Genomic DNA, 12,946 nt, shown 5'->3' on the forward strand with positions numbered 1-12,946 from the left:
AATAAATTTATAAACAGTAAGGTTTTATGGCAGGACATATCCCACGACACTTTATAGATGATCTACTTGCTAGAGTGGATATCGTTGATATTGTCGATTCCCGCGTAAAACTTAAGAAAAAAGGCAAAAACTACGGTGCTTGCTGCCCTTTTCACAATGAAAAAACCCCCTCTTTCTCTGTAAGCCAAGAAAAACAGTTCTATCACTGCTTCGGTTGTGGTGTACATGGAAATTCCATCGACTTTGTCATGGAGTTTGACCGGTTAGACTTTGTTGAAGCAATAGATGAAATTGCCTCCGGCTTAGGCTTAGAAGTGCCAAGAGAACAGAGAAGTGGCGAACAATTTAGCAATACTCCTCGTGCCAATTCGCAAGAAAAGCGTGACCTCTACGATTTAATGGGGAGCATTGCTCAGTTTTATCGCTCACAACTCAAGGTTTCGTCAAACAAGCACGCTATCGATTACCTTAAAGACCGAGGTCTTTCTGGGGAAATCGTACAAAAATTCGGTATTGGTTTTGTAGCCGATGAGTGGGACGCTGTACGCAAAAACTTTGGTCAGCAAAAGTTAACACAAGACATGCTAGTCACTGGTGGCATGCTTATCGAAAACGATAAAGGTAACCGTTATGATCGCTTTCGTGGCCGCGTTATGTTTCCTATCCACGATAGACGAGGACGCGTTATTGGCTTTGGTGGTCGAGTCATCGGCGACGGAACACCGAAATACCTAAACTCGCCTGAAACGCCTATTTTTCATAAAGGCAAAGAACTTTACGGCCTTTATGAAGTACTGCAAGCCTACAGAGAGCCAACACAAATTCTGGTTGTAGAAGGCTATATGGACGTTGTCGCGTTAGCACAATATGGTGTTGACTACTCGGTGGCATCACTGGGAACATCAACAACAGGCGATCATCTACAATTACTGTTCAGACAAACCAACACGGTCGTCTGCTGTTATGACGGAGACCGAGCAGGTAAAGAGGCCGCATGGCGCGCACTTGAAAATGCACTCGGATATCTAAAGAGTGGCAACATTCTTAAGTTCTTATTCTTGCCTGATGGGGATGACCCAGACAGCTTTATACGAACACATGGAAAAGAAGCATTCGAAGAAAAAGTGACGAATGCGACACCATTATCTGAATATTTATTTAAAAATCTGACCGATCAAGTTCAGGTCGGTAGTGATGAAGGTAAAGCTGCACTTTCTGCGCTTGCGGTACCACTTATCGAAAAAATACCTGACGAACACCTACAAGCTCAACTATTAAAAATCCTAGGACAAAAGACTGGGATTTTCTTAGAGCACCAGTTCAACACAAAGAAAACTGTAAAAAATGAGACAAAAGCACCACAAAAGATAGCAAAAACACCAATGCGCGTAGTTATTGCGCTCTTAGTTCAAAATCCAAGCTATATTGAATATGCGCCGGATTTAACAAGTGTTCGAGAAATAGCCGTTCCAGGATTAGGTTTATTAATAGAAGTGCTTGATAAATGCCGAACAAATCCCCATATAACCACTGGTCAGCTAATAGAGCATTGGCGTAACCATAAAAATGAAATAATGTTATCACGTCTAGCCAGTTGGGATATCCCACTGGGAAAAGATGAAGATAATGAACATGATGTATTCATGGATTCACTGGATAAAATTTTAGTCCAGTGCATCGACAAACAGATCGAAGTTTTACAGGCTAGAGCAAGAAGTGTCGGCTTATCAGCCGAAGAAAAAAGGGAGCTTCAAGATTTGATCTTAGGAGCGTAACCCAGAGTAGCCAGTAAAGATTATATTTGCTATAATTGGCGGTTTGCATTTCGCATACTTTCACCATCACACAGACCTCAAGTTGGATATCGTCTATGGATCAAAATCCGCAGTCACAGCTAAAGTTACTTGTCATTAAGGGTAAGGAACAAGGCTATCTGACGTACGCCGAAGTAAATGATCACCTACCTGCCGAAATCGTAGATTCTGAACAGGTAGAAGATATCATTCAAATGATCAACGACATGGGTATTAAAGTCGTTGAAACTGCACCTGACGCAGATGAAATGTCCATCAATGAAGATAATAACGTCACTGATGAAGACGCTGCTGAAGCTGCCGCTGCTGCACTCTCGAGTGTAGAAAGCGAAATTGGCCGCACTACCGACCCAGTTCGTATGTACATGCGCGAAATGGGCACAGTAGAGCTGTTAACTCGTGAAGGCGAAATTGACATTGCTAAGCGTATTGAAGATGGTATTAACCAAGTTCAATGCTCTGTAGCAGAGTTTCCAGGTACTATCTCTTATGTCCTTGAGCAATTTGATAAAGTTCAGGCTGAAGAGTTACGCCTAACTGACATCATTTCTGGTTTTGTAGACCCGAATGATGATGGTTCTGCTGCTCCTACTGCGACTCACATCGGCTCTGAACTTACTGGATCTAACTTAGCAGATTCAGACAAAGAAAAAGACGATAAAAGCGACGATGATGAGGACGAGGAAGAAGAAGACACGGGTATTGACCCTGAACTTGCTTTAGAAAAATTCACTGGTCTTCGAAATACTTATCAAGATATGCAACTCGCCATCAATGAGCATGGCCGCGATAGCAAAATAACAGCTAAAGCAAAAGAAGCGCTACTTGAAGTATTTAGAGAGTTCCGTCTGATCCCAAAACAGTTTGATTACCTAGTCAATGAGCTGCGTACTTCAATGGATCGTGTTCGTACACAAGAGCGTTTAATTATTCGCCAATGTGTTGAATACGGCAAAATGCCTAAGAAGACATTTGTTCAAGCATTTACGGGTAACGAGTCTTCTGACGCATGGCTAGATAAAGTACTTGCTTCAGAAAAACCTTATGCGGAAAAGATAAAGCGCAATGAAGAAGACATTCGTCGTAGCATTTATAAACTACGAATTATCGAAAAACAAACTTCACTGCCCGTTCAAGTTATAAAAGATATCAGCCGTCGTATGTCAATTGGTGAAGCGAAAGCACGCCGAGCGAAGAAAGAGATGGTTGAAGCGAACTTACGTTTGGTTATTTCTATCGCGAAGAAATACACCAACCGTGGCCTACAATTCTTGGATCTAATCCAAGAAGGTAACATTGGCCTAATGAAAGCGGTAGATAAGTTCGAATATCGCCGTGGTTATAAGTTCTCTACTTACGCAACATGGTGGATTCGTCAGGCAATTACACGTTCTATTGCTGACCAAGCTCGTACCATCCGTATTCCGGTTCACATGATCGAAACGATCAATAAACTGAATCGCATCTCTCGCCAAATGTTGCAAGAGATGGGCCGTGAGCCGCTTCCGGAAGAGCTAGCAGAACGCATGCAAATGCCAGAAGACAAGATCCGCAAAGTACTGAAAATCGCTAAAGAGCCAATCTCTATGGAGACACCAATCGGTGACGACGAAGATTCGCACTTAGGTGACTTTATCGAGGATACCACATTAGAACTTCCGCTAGATTCTGCTACTTCTGGTAGCTTGAAGGTAGCAACGAAAGATGTTCTAGCTGGCCTAACGCCTCGTGAAGCAAAAGTACTACGTATGCGTTTTGGTATCGACATGAACACTGACCATACTCTAGAAGAGGTTGGAAAGCAGTTCGATGTTACGCGTGAGCGTATTCGTCAGATCGAAGCGAAAGCGTTACGTAAACTTCGTCACCCTAGCCGATCAGAAACTCTGCGTAGTTTCTTAGACGAGTAAAATGACAGAAACTGATGAAAAGGTGAGCAGTTGCTCATCTTTTTTATCGATTTCGGTCTAAGTGGATAAAAACTAAGCGCAAATGCCCTATAAAGCATCTAGACAGCATTGGTTACATCCCCTATAATCGTCAACCTAATTCGGCCCCTTAGCTCAGTGGTTAGAGCGCTCGACTCATAATCGATCGGTCCGCAGTTCAAGTCTGCGAGGGGCCACCAAATTTTGAAGGTTAGTAAGCATAGTGCTCACTAACCTTTTTTTATGCCTGTAGCTTTTCAGTCAAGTAGTTACACCAATCCGGAAAATTAACTGTACAGGTCAATCCAACTTCTAAAGTCCATTTTTTGTAACTTTCTTTGAGTTTTCTAAAAAACAATGCGACTTCACTTAGTAATTAAGGCACGACAGAATCGCTTGGTAATCACACAGGCATAAGCTTCTGACTAGGAAATATATCGCTGTCCAGCGTGAAAAAGTTCAAGACATTAGTGCCTCACCAAACCCTTGTTACCCGCGAGTAATATAGTAAAATCATTTACGACTTTTACCTTTGAATACCCATAGAAATGATTAAATATTTTCAAACCTCCACAGGTAAAACATATTCGATATATCACCACAAACAAGAATGGTTATCTTTGTTCCCTTAACTCTCAATTGTTACTTTTATTCTTTCAACTAAGAAGTCTACTGCCGCCTTTACTTTGGGTACCAAATAACGCTGTTTTTGATACAACAGGTAAACAGCCATGTCAGAATTTTGATTGATAGCTAACTCATGTTCAAATTTAAGCTCTTGCAATTTACCCGATTTAAGATATGGAGCTAATGCCCATCGTGTAGACATTAAAATGCCCTCACCGTTACAAGCTTTTTTCGCCAACCACGGCCCGTTATTTGAAATTGCGACTGCCGGCCCCGAAACATCATGCCATTGACCATTCATATTACATAGCCAAGGCGTTGGCCCTGATGGAGCTTTAAAGTAAAGGCCATTATGACCCTTTAATTCCATCGCATTATTAGGTACTCCATGCATCTCTAAATAACTTGGTGAAGCGACAGGAATAAAACCATTATCCATGAGCCTTATCGCTAACACTCGTTCATTTGGAGCGTAACCACCACGAATAGCAATATCTACGTCGTCACGCCCAAGTATCGATAGTTCGTCACTTAAACTGACATCTAATACAATTTCAGGGTATAGCTCACCAAACTCATCTAACAAAGGAAGCAATATCTTGTCACCAAAGCCCACCATTGAACTGATACGTAAACGCCCCATCGGTGTTGTTTGATAACTACGAACCGTTTCATTACTTTGTTCTAGTTGATTTAATATTTGTTGGACATCGTTATAATATATTTGCCCTACCTCTGTCAGTTTCACGATTCGAGTAGAACGCTTTAACAGTGTCGCCCCCAGACTCTTTTCTAGATCAGCAACGCGTCTCGACAACGATGATGGTGGCACGTTGAAAACACTGGCAGCTTTAGTAAAACTCCCCGTTTCGACAACTTTGCTGAAATACCGTATTGCTCGTAGCTGATCCAACTGGCTTCTCCATTAAATGAATATCTGAGTATTTAAATATTACTGACCAATTATTGTCTTTAAAGCAATAGTGATTGGTATTTTTCCCCATATATAACCAAATTTAAACAAGTAATAATATATTAAACTGAAACATTGCAACCTTGAACTTGTTGCAACGTGTAAAGGCAAGGCGTTGATTAAGCTTTGTTGGCAAACAAGCCACCTTCACGTTTATGATGGAAACTGATTTATGATGACTTTGCACGGTTTTGCCGCTAGCAACTATTACAACCTAGTGAAACATGTACTCCTATACAAAGAACAGCCGTTTGAAGAAAACCTTATTTACGGTGGTAGTGATGAGTTACTGGCAATCAGCCCTGCTGGCAAAGTACCTGTGGTCACTACGTCAGAAGGCCTTCATATTTCAGAGTCCAGTGTGATTTGTGACTTCATTGAAGAGACGTACCCTATCACCCCGCTCTACCCAGTAAATGCCACAGAACGTGCGGTTGTGCGTCAAATAATGAAAATAGCAGAGCTTTATTTTGAACTGCCAAGCAGACGACTAATACCTTATGCATTGTCAGGCACCGCAGCGCCTGACGCAGTTAAGGTTGAAGTTCGCCAAATATTAAACCGTGGAATTACGGCTTTAAATCGCTTGTGTCAGTTTTCACCTTGGATAGCAGGTGAACAATTCACCATGGCTGACATCTACGTTTATTACGTAAATACAATAGTGAGCACCTTTGGCTCTAACCAACTTGATTGGGACATACTTGCTGAGGTTCCTGGAATGAAAGAGTGGAACGACTCAATGAGCCAGTCCACCATTGCCCAAAACGTAGAGGCAGATCGTCTAGCAAACATGTCCGAGTTTCTTCAAAAAGTAAAAGCTCAGTTTCAAGCAGCAAATACTGAATAACACTTAGCGATAAAAACAACCAATACTAAAACACTTACTTAGAGTCACTACAAACATAGCATGACCAATACAATAACGTTATAGGTTCAACTAATTAAGTTTTTGCAGGAGCAAAACAGCATGAAAGATACTAACATTCAACTTATCTCTACAATCACCGAAGACAATAAACTCACCATTGCGTTACAAAACATAGACATGCCACAACCTAGTGCCGATGAAGTTGTTATTCGTATTGAAGCGGCACCACTAAACCCGTCTGATTTAGGTGTTATGTTCACCGCTGCAGATATGACAACAGCAACTCAATCAGGCACCCAGAAAAACCCTATTATTACTGCAAATTTTCCAGCTCAGTTTATGTCATCGTTTAAATCTCGTGTGGGTAAAGCAACCCCTGTTGGCAATGAAGGTGCCGGAACCGTTGTAGCCGCGGGCTCATCATCTGCAGCACAAGCCCTAATGGGAAAAACCGTTGCAGTGATTGGTGGTGGTACATATCGTCAGTATATATGTGCCAATGTACAAAGCTGTTTAGAATTAAAAGAAGGTACTACAGCTAAAGAGGGCGCATCTTCTTTTGTTAACCCGCTGACAGCATTAGCGATGGTCGAAACCATGCGAGCTGAAGGTCATAAAGCCATCATTCATGCAGCGGCAGCGTCTAACCTTGGTCAAATGTTAAACCGCATCTGTATTGCCGATGGCATCGATTTAATTAACATTGTACGTAAAGCAGAACAAGAAACTCTGTTACGTGATGTAGGCGCAAAATATGTTGTTAACTCGAGTAGTGATACTTTCCTTGCAGATTTAACTGCAGCTATTATTGAAACGAGAGCAACGATTGCCTTTGACCCAATTGGTGGTGGCCAATTAACAAGTGATATTCTTAACTGTATGGAAGTTGCTGCGGCTCGTGATATGAAGGAACACAGCATATATGGCTCTGACACATTCAAACAAGTTTATATTTATGGCGCATTAGATCGCGGGCCTATTACACTAAATCGTAACTTCGGTTTTGCTTGGGGTGTAAACGGGTTCCTGTTATTCAATGCACTAGGTAAACTAGGGACTAAAACGGTGATTGATATGCGTCAACGCGTTGCAGAAGAAATCAACACAACTTTTGCTAGCCACTACACTCATGAAGTTTCATTGGCAGAGGTCTTACAATTACCATCGATAGCCGCTTATTCTAAACAAGCTACAGGTGAGAAGTACTTAATTACACCTCAACAATAATGACGTATTAACTGAGCGAATAAAAGTAGAGAACGATTATAGATCTCTACTTTTATTTGGTATACCAGAGCGTTGGCTTTGAATTCAGGAGAATCGAGAATACTTTTCTTTATTGTTTGTCATGGTTTAACTCACTTAACGCAGTGTCCAAAACTACTGATTTAGACCAAAAAAGAAATAAGCCTATGATTAAAATCAATATTCCAATACTTCCTTTTAAGTCTAAAAATTGAAACTCACGATAACTTTATTTAACGACATAAACATTGTGCGCGATCAAATTGCGCAAAACTCAAAATTGCTAAAATCATGGTTTATATGACAAATATAACTAATTGTTTTTTAAGGAAATGAATAATGAAATTGAGTCGACTTTTATCTACATTGGGCATTATTATCACAGCCAATGCAGTAGCAGACACGAAAGAGATAAACGGTGACACCTTCAGGTGTATTCAAGAGATGACGCCGGTGAAACATTTTTTTGTAGATAACCTTAATGGTCATATTGAAGCAACCAAACAAGTGGCGCTTTCAGATACCGGCGGTGTATACCCTGAAGGTTCAGTCGTTCAGTTGGTACCAACCGAGGTAATGATCAAAAGGGAAAAGGGCTATAGTCCGGCAACAAAAGACTGGGAGTTTATTGAGTTGGATGTATCAAAGCAAGGTTCGACAATCAGAGGAAGGGGATTTGTTGACGTAGTTAATCGGTTTGGTGGTAACTGCTTTGCCTGCCACGTTAAGGCTAAACCTCAGTTTGATATGATATGTGAAAAAGATCACGGGTGTGATCCGATTCGTCTAACCGATACCATGATAACGGCCATTCAGAAGACCGATCCCCGTTGCACGCCAGTAACACTCTCTGAAGAGGAAAAACAGGCGTTAAAAGCGCTTCAGCAAGCACTCGCTCCTGCTTCGTAGAGACCTTGTAAATGATTAAATTGTACGCATGACTATGATCTACTCTCTATGGCATTGAGCAATCCTAAAGAGATGCTCAGGCAATGCAACCAATCCAGAACAGCTATTTGCCACAGGCGACATCGCAATAGACACGTTAACAAAAATAAGGGCAATTTATGCGCGCAGTAAGAATTCACCAATATGGCGGCACTGATACATTAACGTTAGAGCAGGTCGATACACCAACGATAAATGCTGATGATATTCTCATTCAAATAAAGGCCGCCGCAATCAATCCCGTTGATTGGAAAATCCGTGAGGGCTATTTACAAGATTTCATTCCATACGCACTGCCTATTACACTTGGTTGGGATGTCGCAGGTATCGTTACCCAAGTGGGCAAAAATGTCAGTCAATTCTCAATAGGTAACGAGGTATTTAGCCGACCAGATATTGCGCGTGATGGCAGCTATGCTGATTTCATCGCCGTCAAAGCAGACGAAGCCGTGCTGAAATCAACCAAGCTCGACTTTGCACAAGCAGCGGCCCTACCACTTGCAGGCATTACTGCGTGGCAATGTCTTGTGGATGTTGCCAATATTCAAACGGGTCAACGCGTACTTATCCATGCAGGTGCGGGTGGTGTAGGCCACCTAGCGATTCAAATAGCAAAAGCAAAAGGCGCGACGGTCATTGCAACCGCATCTTCAGCTAATTTGGAACTTCTGACTCAGTTTGGTGCTGATGAAGCGATTGATTACGCAAAAGCACCATTAGGTGAACAAATTGCACCAGTAGATGTAGTGCTTGATACCATGGGTGGAGACGTACAACAATCGTCCTGGTCTCTGCTTAAGCCAGAAGGCATGATGGTTTCAGTCGCCGAGCCACCAAGTGAAGAAACAGCAAAAGAGCACAACGTACAAGCTGCATTCGTCTTCATAGAGCCAAGTAGCCGTATACTGACTGAACTCAATACGCTCGTCGAGTCCGACCAACTTCGCCCATTGATTGAGCATCATTTCCCATTAGAAAAAATTGCTGAAGCACACCAACAAAGCCAATCAGGTCGTACTCGCGGTAAAATTGTAATCGACGTCAGCTAAAAAGATGTCGATAAGCTTCGTAAGGTTATGTTTTTTTACCCAAGTTGCTTATGTAACTTGGGTATTTTTATCTTCAAGCTTTATAGATTCAGATTCAGGATACGCAAATCGATTTCTGAAAACATATGTAATAGGGACATATACCCTAAAAAACCAAGTTAGCTATGCATTCCCACACTCGAGTGGAATGAGCAATAAAACTCGAAAGGTAACTAATTAGCAATATGAATGCAGTGGAGCAGACATCTATGGGCAAGGATGTCTTAAGCGACACTTTCAATATCTTGATAGTATTTGATAGTTTTGAGCTTCAATTCTTGTTGTGCATATTGGTCGGCGACAATAATAGCGTGTCTGTGTAATTGAAGAGCGGTGACTGTCCATATATGAGTAATGTTACCTTCTACGGCATGTTGGACAGCAAGCGCTTTGTTATGACCAGAAGCAAGAATCATCACTTCTTTTGCAGACAACAACGTAGCCACACCGATCGTTAATGCATAATCAGGGACGTTATTTACATCATTGTCAAAGAAACGTGAGTTCGCTTCTTTTGTAGAATGCGTCAGTTTCATCGATCGAGTAAGGGAAGACAACGATGAGCCAGCCTCGTTGAAAGCAATATGACCATCAACGCCTACGCCGCCAAGGAAAAGGTCGATTCCGCCAAATGATTGAATTTTGTCTTCATACGCAGAGCATTCCGCTGCTAGATCAACCGCATTGCCGTTAAGAAGGTGAATGTTTTCTTCCTTGATATCAATGTTGTTAAACAAGTTATTGTACATAAATGAATGATATGACTCAGGGTGTTCTTGTGGCAACCCAACATACTCATCCATGTTAAAGGTAACGACATTTTCAAAACTGATTTCACCCGCTTTAAATAAATCAATTAGGCAACGATAGGTAGCTAAAGGTGTTCCTCCGGTTGGAAGCCCTAATACAAAGGGGCGTTCAGGGGTTGGGCCGAATTCATTGATTTTGTTAATAATATAAAGAGCGGACCATTGAGCAACCTGCTCACCGCTGTCTAAAGGAATAAATCTCATTGTTACGCCTCAATTAAATTTGGTAGAAATGAAGAGCCATATTGTGGCGGTTGAGCATTAAAAAAATCACAGGCGGTTGCGCCAATATCCGCGAGTGTTGTTCGTTCGCCCAAGTTTCGGTGATGTAATCCTGATTTGTAAACGAGCAGTGGCACATACTCACGAGTGTGTTTGGAGTGCCCTATGCATGGGTCATTCCCGTGATCAGCTGTGACGATCAACAGATCGTCGTCTGCCATGAGATCGATGATTTTACTTAATCCCAAGTCTGCCCGTTCTAATGTATGCCAATATAAATCTGGATTTTGTTTGTGCCCAGAGAGATCAGTTTCCTGAACATTGATACAAAAGAACCCCTGCGAATTGCTTTGTATTGCCTTGAGACTTGTCGAGAAAACATCGTCAGTATCAACGATCTTGTCATGGCTTATGCCATGCGGATTTTGTACGATATCGGCCACTTTTCCGACAAGCGTCGTTTTAATATTTTGTTGATGAAGCATCTCTGGTGCTTGGACCAGATGATCGACACCATAGCCAAGATGAACGACCTGAAACCCATGGTCGTAAGCGCCAGATTTGGGTGCATTGATGCCGATGCATTGCCCTTTAACTTCGATAGCTTTAATTAAATTTTGGTTGGAATCTAAATAGCCACCAAATACCACATTTCTGGCAACATAGCTGTTATCTCTCACTACCTTGCCTAATACTTGCAGCGCTTCAAAGCTTATGTGATTGAAATTAGCCGTCACATTATAGACCTGCCCTAACTCTGCTTCCAAGTTATCACCGACCGCAACGCAACCATCAACAAGCAGCAGTTCAGCACCCTGTCTAGCGATTCGTTCAACGACGTATCCTTCGCAGACGAGTGCTTTTTCGACCTGGTCAATGGCATGGAAAAAGGGTTTTACCAATGGGGATTTCGGTTTCGTCCCCATTAATTCCTGATGGCCAGCGAAGGTGTCACAACCTTCGTGTTTTAGTTGAATTTTCCCTGTATTGGCACCTTGTGAAAATGGAATAGAGGAACAACGACATTGAACAATATTGTTGAGCCCTAGCTTACCTAATGTTGGCAAATTTTTTGTCGAAAAGGCAGACAACAGTTTATGCGCTGTATTCGCCCCAATATCTTGAGGTCTAGACGTTTTGACATCAGGCATCTCACCAATACCAAACCCGTCAAGCACCACCACAATAAACCTACGCATTAATGGGATCGCCTAAAGCCGTGTAGCGCCCAATAATTTTAGGTGAACCTGTTTGGATACCATCAACAAGAACCACATCCGATCGCGTAACAAAGATTTGAGTTCTGAATGCCATAATGACAGGTGAACCAATAGCGTGTTTTCCTGCTAACTTTAGGTGGTAGTCGATTGAGCTTGGTTCATCATTGGAGACCAACACCTTCTCACCATTTACAAGTGCTTTATTTAAGTGCCCACGGCGATAATACCCACCAGCAAAACAGTATGAATCGTCGACATAGTGATGTGAAACCTCCGACAAATACAACATCGCAATTTTTTCAGGTTGAGACCCGTCTGCATTAGCAGGAAACGTGCCTGTGAGTGCGTGTCCTGGTTCACCGTGAGTCCCGCCAAAGCCATGAATCATAGGAAGCGTTTCACAACACGTTGCCGATGGAATATTCATTTGATTCAATTGGATAGAGCTAGGCCAATTTTTCTTTACATTAAGTAATGTTTTCAAATTATTGGTCGGCTTAACACTTTTACCATCATGTAAAAAGCAAGGAAAATGAGTGATCCCCTCTATTATGAGGCCGTCCAATTTGCTTAATTTAGCAAGAACATCTGACATAGTTGACAATGAGAAGCCAGATTCTTGGTTGATGTAGAGCAAGTCATCTTTGTCATAAAATTTGACGAGAATACGTTGCTTAACATTTAGCTCACTCGCAATTTTGGAGATGGATTGCGCTTTTTCCAAGGAATATACGGTGATGACTTCGGGTTGTATATCACGAATAATTTCCCGCAACATACTCTCTGGTGGTTGGACAAGGTGACCAATATGGCTGATCTTGATTCCAGATTTATGAAGCACTCGTGCCTCTTTAAAATCAACGGCAACCACGCCTTCAAACCCCATATCCTCTAATAGCTTAGCCAAGTACGGGTTCCTGCCAAACTGTTTTGTCATGCTGTACAGTTTGATGTCCAACGCATCGGCTTTTTGTTTGATTTTTAAAGCATTATTTATAAATTGTTCTACATCAATGATGTATGAATCGGGCAATAATTCGCCGTTAGCATGCAAAGCAATAGCCGCATTAATTAACGAAGAATTTTGTTTTTCAAGGGCGTCTAAAAACATCAGTCACTTACCATTAATTCAATATCTTGAATATTTTGAATATTTACAATGTAAAAAATAGGCACTTAATTTAGTAAAATAGAATAGGGG

Annotated in this window: 9 protein-coding genes, 1 tRNA gene and 2 pseudogenes; 8 read left to right on the forward strand and 4 right to left on the reverse strand. The window is 41.7% G+C overall.

The window, feature by feature from the left end; all coding sequences use genetic code 11:
* Positions 1-26 precede the first annotated feature (26 nt).
* The 4 genes and pseudogenes from dnaG (IUZ65_RS14295) to IUZ65_RS14305 form a co-directional block, all read left to right on the forward strand.
* Positions 27-1,260 (forward strand): annotated as a pseudogene (dnaG, locus tag IUZ65_RS14295) (DNA primase); the annotation flags it as partial.
* Between the two features lie 107 nt (positions 1,261-1,367).
* Positions 1,368-1,775, forward strand: a pseudogene (dnaG, locus tag IUZ65_RS23510) (DNA primase); the annotation flags it as partial.
* 95 nt (positions 1,776-1,870) lie between these two features.
* The gene (gene rpoD / locus IUZ65_RS14300) at positions 1,871-3,724 is read left to right on the forward strand and encodes an RNA polymerase sigma factor RpoD (protein ID WP_195704351.1); all 1,854 of its coding nucleotides are present in this window, start codon (positions 1,871-1,873) and stop codon (positions 3,722-3,724) included.
* Between the two features lie 142 nt (positions 3,725-3,866).
* Positions 3,867-3,942 (forward strand) — tRNA-Ile (locus IUZ65_RS14305).
* Positions 3,943-4,370: 428 nt separating this feature from the next.
* Here the strand turns inward: IUZ65_RS14305 and IUZ65_RS14310 are convergent.
* The gene (locus IUZ65_RS14310) at positions 4,371-5,282 is read right to left on the reverse strand and encodes a LysR family transcriptional regulator (RefSeq protein ID WP_195704352.1); all 912 of its coding nucleotides are present in this window, start codon (positions 5,280-5,282) and stop codon (positions 4,371-4,373) included.
* Between the two features lie 232 nt (positions 5,283-5,514).
* Between IUZ65_RS14310 and IUZ65_RS14315 the strand changes: the two genes are divergently transcribed.
* The 4 genes from IUZ65_RS14315 (at position 5,515) to IUZ65_RS14330 (ending at position 9,455) form a co-directional block, all read left to right on the forward strand.
* Positions 5,515-6,192 (forward strand): glutathione S-transferase family protein, encoded by a 678-nt coding sequence (locus tag IUZ65_RS14315; RefSeq protein WP_195704353.1) that lies wholly within the window; start codon positions 5,515-5,517, stop codon positions 6,190-6,192.
* A 120-nt stretch (positions 6,193-6,312) separates the two neighbouring features.
* Positions 6,313-7,440: a zinc-binding dehydrogenase gene (locus tag IUZ65_RS14320; protein ID WP_195704354.1), complete on the forward strand. Its 1,128-nt coding sequence runs from the start codon at positions 6,313-6,315 to the stop codon at positions 7,438-7,440.
* A 357-nt stretch (positions 7,441-7,797) separates the two neighbouring features.
* The gene (locus IUZ65_RS14325) at positions 7,798-8,367 is read left to right on the forward strand and encodes a hypothetical protein (protein WP_195704355.1); all 570 of its coding nucleotides are present in this window, start codon (positions 7,798-7,800) and stop codon (positions 8,365-8,367) included.
* 158 nt (positions 8,368-8,525) lie between these two features.
* A complete protein-coding gene (locus tag IUZ65_RS14330) occupies positions 8,526-9,455 on the forward strand; it encodes an NADP-dependent oxidoreductase (RefSeq protein ID WP_195704356.1) in 930 nt (309 codons plus the stop codon).
* Positions 9,456-9,718: 263 nt separating this feature from the next.
* Here IUZ65_RS14330 and nagB read toward each other — a convergent pair whose 3' ends face one another.
* Genes nagB through IUZ65_RS14345 form a run of 3 tightly spaced genes read right to left on the reverse strand, consistent with a single transcriptional unit; the run spans position 9,719 to position 12,856 of the window.
* Complete coding sequence (gene nagB / locus IUZ65_RS14335) at positions 9,719-10,507, reverse strand: glucosamine-6-phosphate deaminase (protein ID WP_195704357.1); 789 nt, start codon at positions 10,505-10,507, stop codon at positions 9,719-9,721.
* A 2-nt stretch (positions 10,508-10,509) separates the two neighbouring features.
* Entirely contained in the window at positions 10,510-11,724 is a 1,215-nt protein-coding gene (locus tag IUZ65_RS14340) for a phosphopentomutase (protein ID WP_195704358.1), read from the reverse strand.
* Positions 11,717-12,856: a YhfX family PLP-dependent enzyme gene (locus IUZ65_RS14345; RefSeq protein WP_195704359.1), complete on the reverse strand. Its 1,140-nt coding sequence runs from the start codon at positions 12,854-12,856 to the stop codon at positions 11,717-11,719. Before IUZ65_RS14345 ends, IUZ65_RS14340 begins: the two co-directional genes overlap by 8 nt.
* Between the last annotated feature and the right edge of the window lie 90 nt (positions 12,857-12,946).

The organism is Vibrio sp. VB16 (assembly GCF_015594925.2).
In the GTDB taxonomy this organism is placed as follows: Bacteria; Pseudomonadota; Gammaproteobacteria; order Enterobacterales; family Vibrionaceae; genus Vibrio.